We start from the raw sequence: 15,925 nt of genomic DNA on the forward strand, positions 1-15,925 counted from the left end.
GCCATGGCGCCGCAACAGTCTATGGTCGGCGCTTGTTTTCCTGCCGAGGTCGAGTTGGCCGAGCCTATCCTTTCCATCGACGATCTGAAGATCGACTTCCAAACCCATGATGGGATCGTCAGCGCGGTGCGCGGCGTCAGCTTGAGCGTCGCGCGCGGAGAGGTGCTGGGCGTGGTCGGTGAAAGCGGCTCGGGCAAGAGCCAGACCTTCATGGCCGCCATGGGCCTGCTGGCCGCCAACGGCCGGGCCAGCGGCTCGATCAAGTTCAAGGGCCAGGAGCTGCTGGGCCTGAAACCGCGGGCGCTGAACCGGGTCCGCGGCTCGAAGATGACGATGATCTTCCAGGATCCGCTGACGGCGCTGACGCCGCACGTGCGGATCGGCGAGCAGATCGCCGAGCCGCTCCGGCTGCACCTGGGAATGAGCGACAGGGACGCCAAGGCCAAGGCGCTGGAGTGGCTGAAGTACGTGCGCATTCCCGAGGCCGCGCGGCGGATGAATCAATATCCGCACGAGCTGTCGGGCGGCATGCGCCAGCGGGTGATGATCGCCGCGGCCATGGCCTGCGCGCCCGAGCTGCTGATCGCCGACGAGCCGACCACGGCGCTGGACGTCACCGTGCAGGCCGAGATCCTCGACCTTATGGCCGAGCTGGGGCGCGAGACCGGCACGGCGATGGTGCTGATCACCCACGACATGGGCGTCATCGCCCGGCTAGCCGACCGGGTCTGCGTGATGAAAGACGGGGCCTATGTCGAGGAGGGCGAGGCGAAGGCCTTGTTCGCCGCGCCGAAGGATCCCTACACCCAGGCGCTGCTGGCGGCGATCCCCCGGCTGGACCGTGAAGGCCGCGGCGGCCGGCCGACCCTGGATCCGGTGGCGGCCGACGCCCCGGTGGTGGTCGAGGCCAAGGACGTCGAGGTCCATTTCCCGGTGCACCAGGGCATGTTCGGGACCAAGGCGTCGCTGCGCGCGGTCGACGGCGTTTCGTTCAAGGTGCGCCGGGGCGAGACCCTCGGCGTGGTCGGCGAGAGCGGCTGCGGCAAGTCCACCCTGTCGCGGGCGGTGCTGAACCTGATCCCGGCCACCGGGGGCGCGGTCAGCGTGCTGGGGCGCGACATCACCCACGCCGACCGCGAGACGATGCGCGCCGCGCGCCGCGACCTGCAGATCGTGTTCCAGGACCCGCTGGCCAGCCTCGACCCGCGGATGACCATCGGCGACTCCATAGCCGAGCCGTTGACCGTGTTCCGCCCCGACCTGAAGGGCGCGGCGCGCGAGGCGCAGGTGCGCGCGATGATGGAACGGGCGGGACTTTCGACCGCGCTGATCAACCGCTATCCGCACGAGCTGTCGGGCGGCCAGAACCAGCGGGTCGGCATCGCCCGGGCGATGATCCTGGAGCCGAGGCTGGTGATCTGCGACGAGGCGGTGTCGGCGCTCGACGTATCGATCCGCGCCCAGATCATCGACCTGCTGATCGACCTGCAGAAGCAGATGGGCATGGCGATGATCTTCATCAGCCACGACCTGGCGGTGGTGCGCGAGATCAGCCACCGGGTGATGGTGCTGTACCTCGGCCGGGTGATGGAGGAGGCGAGCCGCGAGCAGCTCTACGCCGACCCGCAGCATCCCTATACCCGCGCGCTGCTGTCGGCCGCACCGATCCCCGATCCCGCCGCCGAGCGCAGCCGGGCGCGGATCAAGCTGATCGGCGAGCCGCCCTCGCCGATGGACCCGAAGAGCGCGCTGCGCTTCCTGCCCTCGAGGCTGACGGCTGACGGGCCGGTCTATGTTCCGCAGCTGAAGGAAGTGGCGCCCGGCCACCTGGTCAGCGAGTACGACCCGGCATGACGACCAAGATCATTCCCGTCCTGATGTCGGGCGGCGCCGGCACGCGCCTGTGGCCGCTGTCGCGGACCGGGCGGCCCAAGCAGTTCCACCGGCTGGGCGGCGAGCACAGCCTGATCCAGGACACCGCGCTGCGGCTGACCGGCGAGGGATTCGCCGCCCCGGTGGTGGTCTGCGCGGCGGCGCACGCCGACCTGGCGCGCGAGCAACTGGCGGAGGTCGGGATCACGCCGGCGGCGCTGATCACCGAGCCGGGCCCGCGCAACACCGCCCCGGCCTCGGTGGCGGCGGCGGCGTTCGGCGCGGGGATCGACCCCGAGGCGCTGATGGTGCTGATGCACGCCGACAACCTGGTGGCCGACGTGGCGGCGCTGCACGGCGCGATCGCGGCCGGCCGGGCGGCGGCGGAGAGCGGCGAGATCGTGCTGCTGGGCCTCAAGCCGACCGGGCCCTCGACGCTCTACGGCTACATCCAGGCCAAGGGCGCGGGTGCGGTCCGCAAGGTGGCGCGGTTCGTCGAAAAGCCGGACCTGGCGACCGCGCAGACGTTCGTGGCCGATCCGAACTTCACCTGGAACGGCGGGATGTTCCTGTTCAAGGCCGGGGCGTTCCTGGACGAGGCGCGGCGGCTGGCGCCGGCGGTGACGGCGGCGGCGCAGGCGGCGGTCGAGGGCGCGGCGCGGACCGGCGACTTGGTGGCGCTCTCGCCCGCTTTCCTGGAGGCGCCGAGCATCGCCATCGACGTGGCGGTGATGGAGAAGACCGACCGGGCGAGCGTCGTCGAGGCCGACATTGGCTGGGCCGATGTCGGCAACTGGGGCGCGCTCTGGGAGCTGTCGCCGAAATCGCCGTCGGGCGACGCACTGGAGGGCGAGATCGTCGCGGTGGAGACCCGCGACTGCCTGGCCCGCAGCGACGGGCCGGTGGTGGTCCTGGCCGGGGTCGAGGATCTGGTGGTGGTGGTCGAGAACGGCGTGGTGCTGGTCGCGCGCCGCGACGCGCCGGCCGCCGTGCGGGCCGGGGTCGATGCGCTCAAGGCCAAGGGGCGCGCCGACCTGCTCTAGCTGAGGTTGCAGCAACCTCCGAGAAAGACTTGTCGACTAGGGTGCCCGCGATTTCGGCGCCGCTCGCGCCGCCAGGATCGCGCCCGTGGACATCGACGTCGTCAGCCCGCAGGACCTGTCGCCGGCCAGCCTCGACCGCTGGGCCGCGTTGCAGAACGGCGTGCTGGATTCGCCCTTCCTGTCGCCGCAATGGACCCGCGCCGTCGATCACGCCCAGCGCGGCGGACGGCGGTCTATTGAGGTCGCGGTGCTTAAGCAGGACGGCCGCGAGGTCGGCTATTTCCCTGCGCGGGTAGGCTCGGTCATCGCCATGCCGGTCGGGGCGCCGATGTGCGACTACCAAGGCCTGGTCGCCGAGCCCGGCGTGCAGGTCGATCCCAAGGCCCTCGTCCAGGCGCTGGGCGTTCAACGGCTCGACTTCACTCACATGCTGGAAGACCAGGCGAGCTTCGCCGGCCACGGCCGCGGCCGGGCGCTGTCGCACGTGGTCGACGTCAGGGGCGGCTACGGGGCCTATGAGGCCGAACGCAAGGCCGCCGGCAAGTCGGTCCTGAAGGACAGCGACAAGAAGCGCCGCAAGGTCGTTCGCGAGGTCGGCGAGGCCACGTTCCAGGCCTTCTCGCGCTCGCGCACCGACTTCGACCGGCTGCTGGCCTGGAAGAGCGCGCAGTACCGCGCCACCGGCCAGACCGACATCTTCCAGACCGAATGGACGCTGGCGCTGCTGCGCGACCTGTTCGAGAGCCGTGACCCGGACTTCGGGGCGGCGCTGTTCACTCTGCACTTCGGCGACCGGCTGGCGGCGGTTCATCTGCACCTGCACGGGCGCCATACGATCCACGGTTGGCTGATCGCCCACGACCCGGAGTTCGAGCGCTATTCGCCGGGCATCCTGCTGTTCCAGGACATCCTGCGCTGGATGGACGACACGCCCTACAACCGGCTCGATCTCGGGGCCGGCGACTACCGGTTCAAGCGCGAGCTGGCGAATGACGGCCTGTGGGTGGTCGACGGCTTCGTCGGCGTGCCGTCGCCGGCGGCGTTGGCGCGGCGGGCGGCCTATGGCGTGCGGCGCGCGGCCGAAGCGCTGCCGCTTGGCCGGGCCTCGGCGCTGCCGGGCAAGGCGATGCGCCGGATGGACGTGTGGCGCGGGTTGCGCTGAGCCCCGCTTTACACCGCCAGGTCCGTGACCAATGCTCCGCCGATCATAAGGAGCATGCGATGACCTCCAATCGACTGAGCCTGACCCTGGCCGCCGCAGCGGCGCTGGCCCTGGTCGGCTGCGGGCAGCAGGCGACCAAGCCAGCCGAGGCCCCGGCCGAAGCTCCCGCGGCTGCGCCCGCTCCCCCGCCCGCGCCGGTCGCCGTCGCGCCGGTGGTGGACCAGGCGGCGCTGAAGGCGCTGCTGAGCCCAGACGAGACGCTGGAAGTCGTGACCCTGGACCCGGCCGGCGCGGCCAGCGTCAGCGGCGAGGTGAAAGGCTACAAGGCGCCGGTCTACGCCGTGCCGGTCGCCGCCGCGCAGACCTTGATCGTCACCTTCGAGCCGTCGAACACCAACCTCTACGTCAATGTGGTCGACTCGGCTGACACCAGCGGCGCGGCCGTGCACCGCGGCGAGGTCGACGGGCCCAAGGCCAGGGTCAACGCCGCCAAGGCCGGGGTCTACCTGGTCAAGCCGTTCCAGCCGCGGGCCACCGCCCGCCGCGACGAGGCCGCAACCTTCAAGCTGACCATCGCGGTGAAATAGACCCGCGCGCCGGTCTCGGATGGGCGGGCGCGGGCATATCGACCCACGGAACCGCTCATTCGCCCCGGCTCCATTGCCGTGGGGAGCCTGCGCCGCTAGACGTGGCCCATCTCCCACAACGGCTCTGACATGACGCTTTCCATCGACGACATCCGCGCCGCCGCAGACCGGCTGAAGGGGCACATCGAGCGCACGCCCTGCCGCCATTCGCGGACGCTGTCGGAGATTACCGGCGCCGAGGTGTGGGTGAAGTTCGAGAACCTGCAGTTCACGGCCGCCTACAAGGAGCGCGGGGCGCTCAACACCCTGCTGCAGCTGTCGGACAACGAGCGGGGGCGCGGGGTGATCGCCGCCTCCGCCGGCAACCACAGCCAGGGCCTGGCCTATCACGCCGCGCGGCTGGGCATTCCGGTGACCATAGTGATGCCGCGCTCGACGCCGTTCGTGAAGGTGCAGCAGACCCGCGGCCACGGCGCCAACGTGGTGCTGGAAGGCGACAACTACGACGAGGCCTCGGCCGTCGCGATGAAGCTGTGCAACGAGCGGGACCTGGCCTTCATCCACCCGTTCAACGACCTGCAGGTTATGGCCGGCCAGGGGACGGTGGCGCTCGAGATGTTCGAGGACGTGCCGGACCTCGACGTGCTGCCGATCCCGATCGGCGGCGGCGGGCTGATCGCCGGCTGCGCCACCGTGGCCAAGTCGCTGAATCCGAACTTGCAGGTGATCGGCGTCGAGCCGGCTATGTACCCGTCGTTCACCGCCAAGATGCGCGGCGTCAACGGGACCAGCGGCGGAGCGACCATCGCCGAGGGCATCGCGGTCAAGCAGGTCGGCGAGCTGTCCTACGCCATCGCCCGGCCGCTGATCGACGAGGTGCTTCTGATCGAAGAGCCGCACTTCGAGCGTGCGGTGGCGCTCTACTGCAATGTCGAGAAGACCGTAGTCGAGGGCGCGGGCGCGGCGTCGCTCGCGGCGCTGCTGGCCTATCCCGGCAAGTTCAAGGGCAAGAAGGTCGGGCTGATCGTCACCGGCGGCAACATCGACACCCGACTGCTGGCCTCGGTGCTGACCCGTGAGCTGGTGCGCGACCAGCGGCTTGTCAGCCTACGGATTATCGGCGACGACCGTCCCGGCCTGCTGGCCACCGTGTCGGCGGTGATCGGCCAGATGGGCGCGAACATTATCGAGGTCGCCCACAACCGCTTGGCCCTGGACGTGCCGGCCAAGGGCGCGGAGTTCGACATCATGATCGAGACGCGCGACGCCCAGCATACTCAGGAAATCATGGACGCCCTGCGCGAGCACGGCTATCCGCCGCGCGCCGTCTAGGAACATCGACATGAAGCGCCTTCTTCCCGTTCTCGCCGTTCTGCTGCTTGCCGCCTGCGCCCGCGGCGGCGCCGACCCTGCCGAGCTGGCCAAGTCCGCAGCGGAGGCCAAGGCGTTCATGGAGACCAACGGCAAGGCCGAAGGCGTCCAGACCCTGCCCTCGGGCGTGCAGTACAAGATCGTCCGCTCGGGCCCGACCACGGGCATGAAGCCTGGGCCCAACGACGAGGTGAAGGTCCATTACGAGGGCAAGCTCGTCTCCGGGAAGATCTTCGACTCGTCCTACGAGCGCGGCGCCCCGGCGGCGATGCCGCTTCCGGCGCTGATCCCGGCCTGGAAGGAAGCCCTGCAGCTGATGCGGCCGGGCGACGAGTGGACGCTCTATGTCCCGCCGTCCCAGGGCTATGGCGAGGAGGGCGCGGGCAACGGCGAGATCCCGCCCAACAGCGTGCTGATCTTCCGCATCGAGCTGATCGACGTGCTGCCGGCGCCGGGCCGGATCGGCCAGGGCTGACGCTAGTTGCTCCCCCGGCTGGGGGAACTGTCAGCCGGATGGCTGACTGAGGGGGAGCGCTGAACCAGCAGGCCCCCTCCGTCTCGCAGCTACGCTGCGTCCACCTCCCCGAGCGGGGGCGGAACTGATGGCTTGCCTCAGCCCATCTTCATCCGAAGCGCGCCCATGTAGTCGCGCTTGCCGATCGGCACGCCGCGTGAGCGCAGCAGGTCGTAGGCGGTGGTGGCGTGGAAGTGCAGGTTCGGCAGCGAGAACGACATCAGGAAGTTCTCGGCGGTGAACGGGATCTTCGTACCGCGGAACTCGAAGTAAACGTCCTTGCCCTCGTAGGCGTTGATCTCGTCTGGCTTGATCGCCGCGAGCTTGGCGTGCGTGTCCTTGATCAGCGCGATCAGGGACGGCAGGTCCTGGGCGGCCTGGTCGCCGCCCGGCGAGAAGACGCCGGCCTTCACGCCTTCGATGGCGCCGAGCGAGTGGTGGGCGACCGAGATCACCTGGAAGCGGAAGTCGAACATGTCCTCGCACATCTTCGAGGTCACGATCTCCTGCGGGTCGATGCCGTTGTCCTGGCAGTGGGCCAGACCGCGTTCCAGGAAGCCGGCGACGCCGCCCACCGTCTGGAGAAATGAAGCCACGCTGACGTCGTAGAGAGAGATCGCCATGTTCCGCCCTTATGTGATTTGGACGGGCAATCTCCTCCGGCGCACGCGCCGACGCCAGCGGTTTTGCGACTACTTGAACATGCCCTCTCGCAGGTTGATGCCGTGCTCGAGCCAGGCCTTCAGCGCGCACTGCATCTGGGTCCAGCCCTGGCAGTTGCCGTAGGACGCCTTGAGGCCGACTTCGGTCTGCTTCCAGCCGTGCTCCTCGATGGCGACCAGGGTGCGGCCGTCGTCCAGGCCTTCGAAGGTCATGGTCACCTGGGTCTTGTAGCCGACGTGGGTGACGAGGTTGTCGGCGTTCTCTGGCGGGCCGTCATTGGCCTCCCATTCGAAGACGATCTTCTGGTTAGGGACCACCTCGATCACCCAGACCGGAAACGCGCCGGGAAAGTCGGCGAAGTCCCAGTAGACGGTGGCGCCGGTCTCCAGCCGGCCCTTGGCGCCGCCCGTGGTGAAGTACTGCGAAAGCTGGTCGGGATTGGCGACGGCCTCGAACACCTCGGCCACAGACTTGGCGATGCGGGCGGTCACTCGAAAGGTCAGATCCATGATCTTGCTCCTTGTTCTGCGGTCATTTGTGTTATAAATTTATAACATGTCAAGCGATGACGAAACCGACCTGATTTTCAAGGCCTTGGCTTCGCCGACCCGGCGGCGGATGCTGGACGAAATCAGGGACCAGCCGCTGACCACTGGCGACCTCTGCCAGCGCTTTCCTGAGCTCGACCGCTGCACGGTGATGCAGCATCTGAAGGTGCTGGAGGGCGCGGACCTGGTGATCGCGCGGCGCGAGGGGCGTGAGCGCTGGAACCACCTCAACTCGATGCCGATCAAGCAGATCCACGACCGCTGGATCGGACCCTACGCCGAGCGCGCGGTGACGATGCTCGAGCGGCTGAAGACCGACCTGGAAACCTGATCGGCATACCGAGGGCTCGAAGACTTGCGCCGGGCGCCCATCGCCTGTTTGCTGGGCGGCGAACCAGAGATAGGGAAACGCTCATGCGCCTCACCAAGCCCCGGATCGCGCCGGTCCAGGACGCCGACCTCAACGATGAGCAGAAGGAAATCCTGGCGCCGATGGGCGACCGGGTTCTGAACATCTTCCGCACCATGGTCGGGGCGCCGAAGGCGGCCAAGGGCTTCCTGGCCTGGGGCAACTATGTACTGTCCAAGAAGAACGACCTGCCGGCGCGCGAGCGGGAGATCGTGATCCTGCGCATCGGCTATCTCTGCAAGTCCGGCTACGAGTGGACCCAGCACGTGCCGATCGGCCAGCGGGCCGGGCTGACCGACGACGAGGTCGCGCGCATCAAGGGCGGCGCCGACGCCGGCGGCTGGAGCGCGGCGGACCAGGCGCTGCTGCGGGCCAGCGACGAGCTGCACCACGACCAGTTCATCACCGACGCCACCTGGAGCGCGCTGAAGGCGCACTTCTCCGACAAACAGTGCATGGACGTGGTGTTCACCGCCGGGCAGTACACCCAGGTTTCGATGATCCTGAACTCGTTCGGCGTTCAACTGGACGCCGGCCAGACCCTCGATCCCGACCTGAAGGGTTTTTAGGGCATGCGGCTGGCGGGTAAGAGCGCCATCGTCTTCGGGGCCGGCCAGACGCCGGGCGAGACGATCGGCAACGGCCGGGCGATCGCGCTGCTGTTCGCGCGCGAAGGCGCCGACGTGCTGTGCGTCGACAGATTGATCGACCGCGCCGAGGAGACGGCGGCGCTGATCGAGGCCGAGGGCGGCCGTGCTGCGGCCTTCGCGGCAAACATCATCAAGGCCGATGAGTGTGCTGCGGCGGTGGAGGCGGCCAAGGCGCGGTTCGGGGCCATCGACATCGCGGTCAACAACGTCGGCATCGGCGGCGGCGGCGACGGGCCGGTCCACAGAATGACCGAAGACGCCTTCGACCGCATTCTGGCGGTGAACCTGAAGGGAGCCTGGCAGGTGACCAAGGCGGTGCTGCCCACCCTGCGCGAGCAGGAGTCAGGGGCGATCGTCAACATCTCGTCCCTGGCCTCGGTCGCCGGCGGAAACCAGGCCGCTTACGAGATCTCCAAGGCGGCGGTGAACAGGCTGACCACCAGCACGGCCCAGGCCAACGCCGGCAAGGGCGTGCGTTGCAACGCCATCGCCATGGGGCTGTTGGACACGCCGATGGCGGTGGCCGGAATCGCCTCGGCCAGCGGGCAAGAGCAGCAGGCCGTACGCGAGGCCCGCAACGCGCGCGTGCCCCTGCGCGGCCAGATGGGCACCGCCTGGGACACCGCCTACGCGGCGCTGTTCCTGGCCAGCGACGAGGCGCGTTTCATCACCGGAACGGTGCTGTTCGTCGATGGCGGAATGTCGAGCCGGGTGGGCTAGGCGCGACGGGATCGGCGCTCGCGTGCTAGTGGAGCCATGGTGAGCCCAACTCAGAACGTGTGATCCGATGAAGCTGCCCGGCCCCTCCTATGTGAACGACACCATTTATGGGGCGGAGGACACGGCCCGCGCGCTCGAGGCGCGGCAGGCCCTGATCGACCAGATCAGGGTCAAGACCGGCATCTTCGCCGCCGACAACATGATGACCTGGGACAAGACCCTGGGATTCATCCGCGAGCCGGCGTTCGCGAAGGCGGTCAATGATCACACCCGGCCGGGGGCGGAGCGCGCTGGAGTCTGGCGCTACAACACCCTTGTCTGGGCCGCGCGACAAGTCGCGCCGCTGGACGGCGATTTCGTCGAATGCGCCTGCTATCGCGGCAACACCGCGCGGATCGTCGCCGACCTCGTCGACATCTCGAACCGGCGCTACTTCCTCTATGACCTGTTCGACCACGACGAGACCATGCCGCATCACTCGATGCCGGCGCACTCCAAGACTCTGTACGACGAGGTGCGTGCGCGGTTTCCCGAGCCGAACGTGATCATCACCCAGGGCCGCGTGCCCGACAGCCTGGCGATCGCCTCGCCCGAGAAGATCGCGCTGATGCACATCGACATGAACAATGTCGACGCCGAGATCGGCACGCTCGAATTGCTCTGGGACCGGGTGGTTCCCGGCGGGATCGTCGTGCTCGACGACTACGGGTGGCTCGCCTACCACAAGCAGTTCTCGGCCGAGCTGGCCTGGTTCAGGCAGCGCGGGCAGTACGTGCTGGAAATGCCGACCGGCCAGGGGCTGGTCGTCAAGCACGGCTGAGGCCTCTTAGAACCCGATCCCACGCGCCATCATCGCGGCGAACACAGGGATCAACGCGAAGACGGCGAACTCGGCGACCAGGTAGGGGCGGACGGCCTTCACCTCGGCGTGGCCTAGGGCGAAGTCGGGCTCGGCCCGGGCGCGCTTGCGCCATTGCAGGATGCGGATGGTGGGCGGGGCCGAGAGCAGACCGACGACGACGAACGCTCCAATCTTGGCCCAGAACGCCCAGTTGCCCAGATAGGCCTCCGGGCCTTTGACGCCCATGTAGACCCGCGCGAACCCGATGATGAGGATCAGGGTCGCGATCAGTCCGTAGTGCATGTCGACGATCCCCAGCCGCCGCAGGCCGGCGCCGCTCAGGCCGGGACGGACGGTGGCGAGTTCGATCGCCAGGATGGCGGCGAGGCTGAACACCAGCAGGTGGTGGGCGACGGCGAGGAGAAGGTCGGTCACGGCGCGCTCCGTTCGATTGCGCCGTGACTGTGGAGCCTTTCGCTTACATTGTAAATGCTATGCCTTGGGAGCGGTGCGGTAATCGTCGAACTTGCCGTCGCGCTCGGTCAGGGCGGCGGTGACCCCCTCGCGCAGCTTGGCCATGTACTCGCGCGAGGCCGTGGTGCTCCAACCTAGCGCGTGCAGGTCGGTGCCGGCGCGGATGCCCTGGCGCATGCCCATCACCTCCATCTGGCGATGGACCAGGCGCTTGTTGAGCTGGGCCAGTTCCGGATCGACCTTGGCGATGCGCTGCGCCATGGCCAGCACCGCCGGTTCGAGCTCGTCGAGCGGAAAGGCGCGGTTGGCGAAGCCGAGGCGGACGGCCTCGTTCCCGTCGATGGAATCGCCGGTCAGCATCTGCTCCATGGCCGCCCGCATGCCCATCAGCCAGACGTGATAGTGGTTGTCGGGCGGGCTCATGGTGCGCACTGCGGGGTAGCCGATCTGCGCGTCGTCGGCGACGTAGACCAGGTCGCAGGCGACGGCGAGCTCGGAGCCGCCGGCCAGGCACCAGCCGTGCACCTGGGCGATCACCGGCTTGGCCAGGTCCCAGACCCGGAAGCAGCCGTCGACCACGTGGCGCGCCCACTGGCCCTGATTTCCCGCCGTGTGCCAGGGCAGCTCGCCGACCCCGGCCAGGTCGTAGCCCGACGAGAAGCAGGTCCCGGCCCCGCGGATGATCATCACCCGTACGTCGGGGTCGGCGTCGCCGGCCTCGAGCGCTGCGAAGATCTCGGCTCGCAGGGCGTTGGAGAGGGCGTTGCGCTTGGCGGGGCGGTTGAGGGTGATGCGGCGCACGTGCGGCGCCGGATCGTCGGTCAGCAGGATCGGGGCGTCAGCCATGGGGTCCTCCTCCGGGATTTGGGGAGAGGGTCGGCGCTTGACGCCGCGACAGTCAAAACCTCGTCAGGCGAGGCGCAGGACCCCGGCGCCCGCGGCGATCAGCAGGGCCGCGAGGATGCGGCCGATGGTCAGCCGCTCGCGCAGCACGAAGACGGCGATGGCGGTGGCGAACAGGATCGATGTCTCGCGAAGGGCGGCGATCACCGCCACCGGCGCGTAGGTCATGGCCCAGAGCGCCAGGCCGTAGGAGGTCAGGGTGCCGAGGCCGCCGACAACCCCGAGCGGCAGGTGGGCGCGGGCGTAGGGGATGAAGCTCCGCCAGCGCGCGGCCAGCACCCAGACCAGCAGCGGCGCGCCCGAGAGCAGGTTGAGCCAGAGGGTGTAGGCGGCAGGCGCCCCGGAGGCGCGCACCCCGGCCCCGTCGACGAGGGTGTAGCTGGCGATCACCACGGCGTTGAGCAGGGCCGCGCGGACGCCCTTGCCGCTGGTTCCGCGGGCGCCGAGCGCCAGGCTGAGGACGCCGCCGCAGATCAGAGCGACGCCGCCGGTCGCGGCCAGGGACAGCTGCTCGCCCAGCCAGAAGCGGCTGACCAGGGCGACGATCAGCGGCGCGGTCCCGCGCATCAGCGGATAGGCCTGGCTCATGTCGGCGCCGCGATAGGCGCGGGCGACCAGCAGGTAGTAGCCGACCTGCAGCACGGTCGAGGCCGCGAGGAACGGCCAGCTCTCGCGCGCCGGCTGCGCCAGGAACGGCAGGGCGAGCGCCGAGATCACCGCCGCCGAGGTGGCGACGAGGATGGTCGTCAGCAGCTTGTCCGGCGCCAGCTTGACTATGGCGTTCCAGCTCGCGTGAAGCAGGGCCGCGAAGATGACGATGCCGAAGACGCTGAGGGGCATGGGGCGCGGGTGTCATCCCGGTTTCGGCCGCAGGCGAGAGACCGGGACCTATGAAGACCGGATCCTACAGGATGGGGCGTAGGCCCGGCCAAGATTTCCGAAGCCGGCGCGAATGGGTCCCGGTCTTGCTGCGCAAACCGGGATGACGCTTGGGAGCGGGCTTAGTCCGTGAACACCACGGTCTTGGCGCCGTTGAGCAGCACGCGGTCTTCCAGCCGCCAGCGGACGGCGCGGGCCAGGACGCGGCGTTCGATGTCGCGGCCCTTTCGGATCAGGGCGGCGGGCGTGTCGCGATGGCTGATGCGCTCGACGTCCTGCTCGATGATCGGGCCTTCGTCGAGGTCGGCGGTGACGTAGTGGGCGGTGGCCCCGATCACCTTCACGCCGCGCTCGTGGGCCTGATGGTAGGGGCGCGCGCCCTTGAAGCCGGGCAGGAACGAGTGGTGGATGTTGATGCAGCGCTCTTCGAGCTTGGCGGCCAGGCCGTCGGACAGCACCTGCATGTAGCGGGCGAGGACGACGAGCTCGGTCTCGGTCTCCTGGATCAGCTTCCAGATCGCCGCTTCCTGCTCGAGCTTGGTGGAGCGCTTCACCGGCAGGTGGTGGAACGGCACGTCCGACAGGTCGAGGTTGGCGTAGGTCTCGATCGGGTGGTTGGAGACCACGGCGGCGATCTCCATCGGCAGCTCGCCGCGCCGCCAGCGATAGAGCAGGTCGGCCAGACAGTGGTCCTGCTGGCTGGCGAGGATCATGACCTTGCGCTTGATCTTGGGGTCGCGCAGCGACCAGCGCATCGAGAAGCCCTTGGCGAGGTCGTCGAACTCGCCGCGCATCGCCTCGACGTCGGCGCCCTTGGCGTCGAAGACGACGCGCATGAAGAACTTGCCGGTCTCCTGGTCGTCGTACTGCTGGGCGTCGAGAATGTTGGCGCCGCGCTCGAACAGGAAGGCCGAAACGCGCGCGACGATGCCCGGCTGGTCGGGGCAGGAGAGGGTCAGGATCATGGCGCCTGTCTAGGCCGCGATCATGATCAATACGTCAAGGCTGGAGGTATCGCGGCTTGGAGCGGCTGGGCGAGGCGCTTACGCTGCAGGCATGCCGACCTCCGAAGCCCTGACCGCCCGCGCGCTCGACATCCTCGAGACGCTCGTGGCCTTCGACACCACCTCGCGCCTGTCGAACCTCGCGCTCATCGAATGGGTCGAGGCCTATCTGGACGGCCACGGCGTCCCGCACCGGCGGGTCCCGAACCACGACGGCAGCAAGTCGAACCTCATCGCCAGCGTCGGCCCGGCCGTCGAGGGCGGGGTTGTGCTGTCTGGGCATACCGACGTGGTGCCGGTCGACGGCCAGGCCTGGACCAGCGACCCGTTCGTGCTGACGCCCAAGGACGACGGCCGGATCTACGGGCGCGGGACCTGCGACATGAAGGGGTTCCTGGCGTTGGCGCTGGCGGCGGTTCCCGGCGTGGCCGCGGCGGACCCGAAGAAGCCGGTGCACTTGGCGTTCTCCTACGACGAGGAGATCGGCTGCCTGGGAGCGCCGGACATGATCGCCGTGATCGCCCGCGAGTTGCCGCGCCCGGCGCTGGTGGTGGTGGGCGAACCGACGATGATGGAGGCGGTGCGCGGCCATAAGGGCATCTCGACCTTCACCGTCACGGTGACCGGCAAGGAGGCGCATTCCAGCCAGACCCAGCTGGGCGTCTCGGCGATCATGGAGGCGATCCCGCTGCTGGCCTCGCTGAAGGCCCTGGCGGCGCGGCTGGAGGCCGACGCCGATCCAGCCTCGCCGTTCCTGCCCAAGCACGCGACCCTCACCGTCGGGCTGCTGAACGGCGGCACGGCGGGCAACATCCTGGCGCGGGAGTGTTCGTTCCAGTTCGACCTGCGCTGTCCGCCGGGGCAGGACCCGCTGGCGCTGCTGGCGCCGTTCCGGGCCGAGGTGGCGGCGCTGGACGCGCGGCTGAAGGCGCTGTTCCCGCAGGCCGGGGTGAAGATCGTCCAGCGCTCGGGCACGCCGCCGCTGTCGCCCGAGGAGGACGGCGTCGCCGAGCTGTTCGCCCGGCGGTTGGCCGGCGACAACGGCCCGGCGCGGGTGGTGCCCTATGCAGCCGAGGCCGGGCAGTTCCAGGAGGCGGGGTTCTCGACCGTCATCTGCGGCCCCGGCTCCATCGACCAGGCGCACCAGGCCGACGAGTATGTCGACCGCGTCCAGATGGAGCGTGGCGGAGCGTTCATGGCGCGGTTGATCGACTGGGCCGCAGCGGGCGAATGACCGCCCGGCGCTCGAACAGGTCGTAGGGGTCCCAGGTCATCGCCCGCGCGATCTCCACCGACGAGACCCGCCGCCGCTTCTGAACCTGACGCCGGCTCTTCAGGATCGTCGGCAGGCCCTTGATGGATTCCTTGAACGCCCGCCAGACGATATGGGCGTGCGGGTGGTTGTCGCGCCGGCTGGAGATGTAGGCGACAGCGGCCAGGTGCAGCGGCACCACGACCGGCAGCAGCGGCCAGGGCGTGTCTTTGTAGACGACGTAGAAGCGGTTGCGGGTGCCGTGGAACACTGCGAACTCGGATTTGCGCCCGCCGCTGGACGCCGAGCCGACGTGATGGATGGTGGCGGTCGGGACCAGCACAGTCGGCTCGCCGGCCAGCTGCAGCCGGTAGCCGAGATCGACGTCCTCGGAATAGCAGAAGAAGAACTCGTCGAAGCCGCCGAGGTCGAGGAACAGCGCCCGGTCGATCATCATCGCCGCGCCGCACGGCGAGAACACTTCGCCCTCCGGGGTGTTTCCGGGGTCCGGGGCCAGGTAGCCGCCGCGATAGGGGATGCCGTAGCCGGACATCACGTCGCCCAGGCCGTCGAGATGGGTCGGGTCCTCGGCCATGACTTGGCGCGAGGTGAACGAGCGCACGTGCGGATGCCGCCCGGCGGCTTCGACCAGCTTCTCCAGCCAGTCGGGCTCGGCGTAGGCGTCGGGGTTGAGCAGCACGAACCAGCGGCCGCGGCCCAGCCGCGCGGCCTGGTTGCCGGCGCCCGCGAAGCCGAGGTTCTCAGTATTCTCGATCAGCCGCACGAACGGGAACTCGCGGGCGATCGCGCCGTCGCCGGGGTCCGGCGAGGCGTTGTCGATCACCAGGGTCTCGAAGTCGCGATAGGTCTGGTCGGCCAGGTGCTGCAGGCAGGCGCGCAGGGTTGGGCCGGAGTTGTAGGCGATGACGCAGACGGTGATCTGGACGGGAGCTTCGGCTGGAATCTCGACGGGGCTTTGCGGCGCTGGCGACTTGTGTTCCTGCGCTGGGTCGTTCATGCGGGGGCGGTTCCA

Annotated in this window: 18 protein-coding genes; 11 read left to right on the forward strand and 7 right to left on the reverse strand. The window is 69.0% G+C overall.

All coding sequences use genetic code 11. The annotated features are described in order from the left end of the window. Window positions 1-54: 54 nt before the first annotated feature. The 6 genes from GGQ61_RS07050 (at window position 55) to GGQ61_RS07075 (ending at window position 6,510) form a co-directional block, all read left to right on the forward strand. Entirely contained in the window at window positions 55-1,854 is a 1,800-nt protein-coding gene (locus GGQ61_RS07050) for an ABC transporter ATP-binding protein (protein ID WP_221220919.1), read from the forward strand. Next, a complete protein-coding gene (locus GGQ61_RS07055; RefSeq protein ID WP_183771037.1) occupies window positions 1,851-2,915 on the forward strand; it encodes a mannose-1-phosphate guanylyltransferase in 1,065 nt (354 codons plus the stop codon). Before GGQ61_RS07050 ends, GGQ61_RS07055 begins: the two co-directional genes overlap by 4 nt. An 85-nt stretch (window positions 2,916-3,000) precedes the next feature. Next, window positions 3,001-4,077: a GNAT family N-acetyltransferase gene (locus tag GGQ61_RS07060; protein WP_183771039.1), complete on the forward strand. Its 1,077-nt coding sequence runs from the start codon at window positions 3,001-3,003 to the stop codon at window positions 4,075-4,077. A gap of 59 nt (window positions 4,078-4,136) precedes the next feature. After that, window positions 4,137-4,664, forward strand: coding sequence for a hypothetical protein (locus GGQ61_RS07065; protein WP_183771041.1), 528 nt, complete (start codon window positions 4,137-4,139; stop codon window positions 4,662-4,664). 129 nt (window positions 4,665-4,793) lie between these two features. Then, a complete protein-coding gene (locus GGQ61_RS07070; protein WP_183771043.1) occupies window positions 4,794-5,996 on the forward strand; it encodes a threonine ammonia-lyase in 1,203 nt (400 codons plus the stop codon). 10 nt (window positions 5,997-6,006) lie between these two features. Beyond that, window positions 6,007-6,510 (forward strand): FKBP-type peptidyl-prolyl cis-trans isomerase, encoded by a 504-nt coding sequence (locus GGQ61_RS07075; RefSeq protein ID WP_183771045.1) that lies wholly within the window; start codon window positions 6,007-6,009, stop codon window positions 6,508-6,510. Between the two features lie 137 nt (window positions 6,511-6,647). Here GGQ61_RS07075 and GGQ61_RS07080 read toward each other — a convergent pair whose 3' ends face one another. Continuing rightward, window positions 6,648-7,172: a DUF1993 domain-containing protein gene (locus GGQ61_RS07080; RefSeq protein WP_183771047.1), complete on the reverse strand. Its 525-nt coding sequence runs from the start codon at window positions 7,170-7,172 to the stop codon at window positions 6,648-6,650. Window positions 7,173-7,241: 69 nt separating this feature from the next. Continuing rightward, window positions 7,242-7,721 (reverse strand): SRPBCC family protein, encoded by a 480-nt coding sequence (locus GGQ61_RS07085; RefSeq protein WP_183771049.1) that lies wholly within the window; start codon window positions 7,719-7,721, stop codon window positions 7,242-7,244. Window positions 7,722-7,767: 46 nt separating this feature from the next. Here GGQ61_RS07085 and GGQ61_RS07090 point away from each other — a divergent pair, with 46 nt between their 5' ends. The 4 genes from GGQ61_RS07090 (at window position 7,768) to GGQ61_RS07105 (ending at window position 10,359) form a co-directional block, all read left to right on the forward strand. Beyond that, the gene (locus tag GGQ61_RS07090) at window positions 7,768-8,091 is read left to right on the forward strand and encodes an ArsR/SmtB family transcription factor (protein ID WP_183771051.1); all 324 of its coding nucleotides are present in this window, start codon (window positions 7,768-7,770) and stop codon (window positions 8,089-8,091) included. Window positions 8,092-8,174: 83 nt separating this feature from the next. Then, window positions 8,175-8,738 (forward strand): carboxymuconolactone decarboxylase family protein, encoded by a 564-nt coding sequence (locus GGQ61_RS07095; protein ID WP_183771053.1) that lies wholly within the window; start codon window positions 8,175-8,177, stop codon window positions 8,736-8,738. Between the two features lie 3 nt (window positions 8,739-8,741). Continuing rightward, on the forward strand, window positions 8,742-9,539 hold the full coding sequence (locus tag GGQ61_RS07100; RefSeq protein ID WP_183771055.1) for an SDR family NAD(P)-dependent oxidoreductase: 798 nt from the start codon (window positions 8,742-8,744) through the stop codon (window positions 9,537-9,539). 67 nt (window positions 9,540-9,606) lie between these two features. Beyond that, window positions 9,607-10,359 carry a TylF/MycF/NovP-related O-methyltransferase gene (locus GGQ61_RS07105; protein ID WP_183771056.1) on the forward strand — a complete coding sequence of 251 codons (753 nt, stop codon included), beginning with the start codon at window positions 9,607-9,609 and terminating at the stop codon, window positions 10,357-10,359. A 6-nt stretch (window positions 10,360-10,365) separates the two neighbouring features. Here the strand turns inward: GGQ61_RS07105 and GGQ61_RS07110 are convergent, their stop codons facing one another. The 4 genes from GGQ61_RS07110 to purU form a co-directional block, all read right to left on the reverse strand. Next, complete coding sequence (locus GGQ61_RS07110; RefSeq protein ID WP_183771058.1) at window positions 10,366-10,815, reverse strand: DUF2214 family protein; 450 nt, start codon at window positions 10,813-10,815, stop codon at window positions 10,366-10,368. Window positions 10,816-10,872: 57 nt separating this feature from the next. Then, window positions 10,873-11,700 (reverse strand): enoyl-CoA hydratase-related protein, encoded by an 828-nt coding sequence (locus GGQ61_RS07115; RefSeq protein ID WP_183771060.1) that lies wholly within the window; start codon window positions 11,698-11,700, stop codon window positions 10,873-10,875. Window positions 11,701-11,763: 63 nt separating this feature from the next. Continuing rightward, window positions 11,764-12,597 (reverse strand): EamA family transporter, encoded by an 834-nt coding sequence (locus GGQ61_RS07120; RefSeq protein ID WP_183771062.1) that lies wholly within the window; start codon window positions 12,595-12,597, stop codon window positions 11,764-11,766. Between the two features lie 161 nt (window positions 12,598-12,758). Continuing rightward, window positions 12,759-13,601 (reverse strand): formyltetrahydrofolate deformylase, encoded by an 843-nt coding sequence (gene purU, locus GGQ61_RS07125; protein WP_183771063.1) that lies wholly within the window; start codon window positions 13,599-13,601, stop codon window positions 12,759-12,761. A 91-nt stretch (window positions 13,602-13,692) separates the two neighbouring features. Between purU and argE the strand changes: the two genes are divergently transcribed. Further along, on the forward strand, window positions 13,693-14,874 hold the full coding sequence (gene argE, locus GGQ61_RS07130; protein ID WP_183771065.1) for an acetylornithine deacetylase: 1,182 nt from the start codon (window positions 13,693-13,695) through the stop codon (window positions 14,872-14,874). On the opposite strand, the gene GGQ61_RS07135 is transcribed toward argE, so the two are convergent. After that, window positions 14,834-15,910 carry a glycosyltransferase family 2 protein gene (locus GGQ61_RS07135; RefSeq protein WP_183771067.1) on the reverse strand — a complete coding sequence of 359 codons (1,077 nt, stop codon included), beginning with the start codon at window positions 15,908-15,910 and terminating at the stop codon, window positions 14,834-14,836. The two genes, argE and GGQ61_RS07135, sit on opposite strands and share 41 nt — an antisense overlap. Window positions 15,911-15,925: the final 15 nt, after the last annotated feature.

It is taken from the genome of Phenylobacterium haematophilum (assembly GCF_014196295.1).
In the GTDB taxonomy this organism is placed as follows: Bacteria; Pseudomonadota; Alphaproteobacteria; order Caulobacterales; family Caulobacteraceae; genus Phenylobacterium; species Phenylobacterium haematophilum.

What these genes read in the sequence shown, in the direction of transcription:
- GGQ61_RS07095 (WP_183771053.1), top strand. Translation starts at nt 8,175, where the DNA reads ATGCGCCTCACCAAGCCCCGGATCGCGCCGGTCCAGGACGCCGACCTC.
- GGQ61_RS07080 (WP_183771047.1), bottom strand. Translation starts at nt 7,172, where the DNA reads ATGGCGATCTCTCTCTACGACGTCAGCGTGGCTTCATTTCTCCAGACG.
- argE (WP_183771065.1), top strand. Translation starts at nt 13,693, where the DNA reads ATGCCGACCTCCGAAGCCCTGACCGCCCGCGCGCTCGACATCCTCGAG.
- GGQ61_RS07085 (WP_183771049.1), bottom strand. Translation starts at nt 7,721, where the DNA reads ATGGATCTGACCTTTCGAGTGACCGCCCGCATCGCCAAGTCTGTGGCC.
- purU (WP_183771063.1), bottom strand. Translation starts at nt 13,601, where the DNA reads ATGATCCTGACCCTCTCCTGCCCCGACCAGCCGGGCATCGTCGCGCGC.
- GGQ61_RS07135 (WP_183771067.1), bottom strand. Translation starts at nt 15,910, where the DNA reads ATGAACGACCCAGCGCAGGAACACAAGTCGCCAGCGCCGCAAAGCCCC.
- GGQ61_RS07055 (WP_183771037.1), top strand. Translation starts at nt 1,851, where the DNA reads ATGACGACCAAGATCATTCCCGTCCTGATGTCGGGCGGCGCCGGCACG.
- GGQ61_RS07120 (WP_183771062.1), bottom strand. Translation starts at nt 12,597, where the DNA reads ATGCCCCTCAGCGTCTTCGGCATCGTCATCTTCGCGGCCCTGCTTCAC.
- GGQ61_RS07115 (WP_183771060.1), bottom strand. Translation starts at nt 11,700, where the DNA reads ATGGCTGACGCCCCGATCCTGCTGACCGACGATCCGGCGCCGCACGTG.
- GGQ61_RS07065 (WP_183771041.1), top strand. Translation starts at nt 4,137, where the DNA reads ATGACCTCCAATCGACTGAGCCTGACCCTGGCCGCCGCAGCGGCGCTG.
- GGQ61_RS07090 (WP_183771051.1), top strand. Translation starts at nt 7,768, where the DNA reads ATGTCAAGCGATGACGAAACCGACCTGATTTTCAAGGCCTTGGCTTCG.
- GGQ61_RS07105 (WP_183771056.1), top strand. Translation starts at nt 9,607, where the DNA reads ATGAAGCTGCCCGGCCCCTCCTATGTGAACGACACCATTTATGGGGCG.
- GGQ61_RS07100 (WP_183771055.1), top strand. Translation starts at nt 8,742, where the DNA reads ATGCGGCTGGCGGGTAAGAGCGCCATCGTCTTCGGGGCCGGCCAGACG.
- GGQ61_RS07075 (WP_183771045.1), top strand. Translation starts at nt 6,007, where the DNA reads ATGAAGCGCCTTCTTCCCGTTCTCGCCGTTCTGCTGCTTGCCGCCTGC.
- GGQ61_RS07070 (WP_183771043.1), top strand. Translation starts at nt 4,794, where the DNA reads ATGACGCTTTCCATCGACGACATCCGCGCCGCCGCAGACCGGCTGAAG.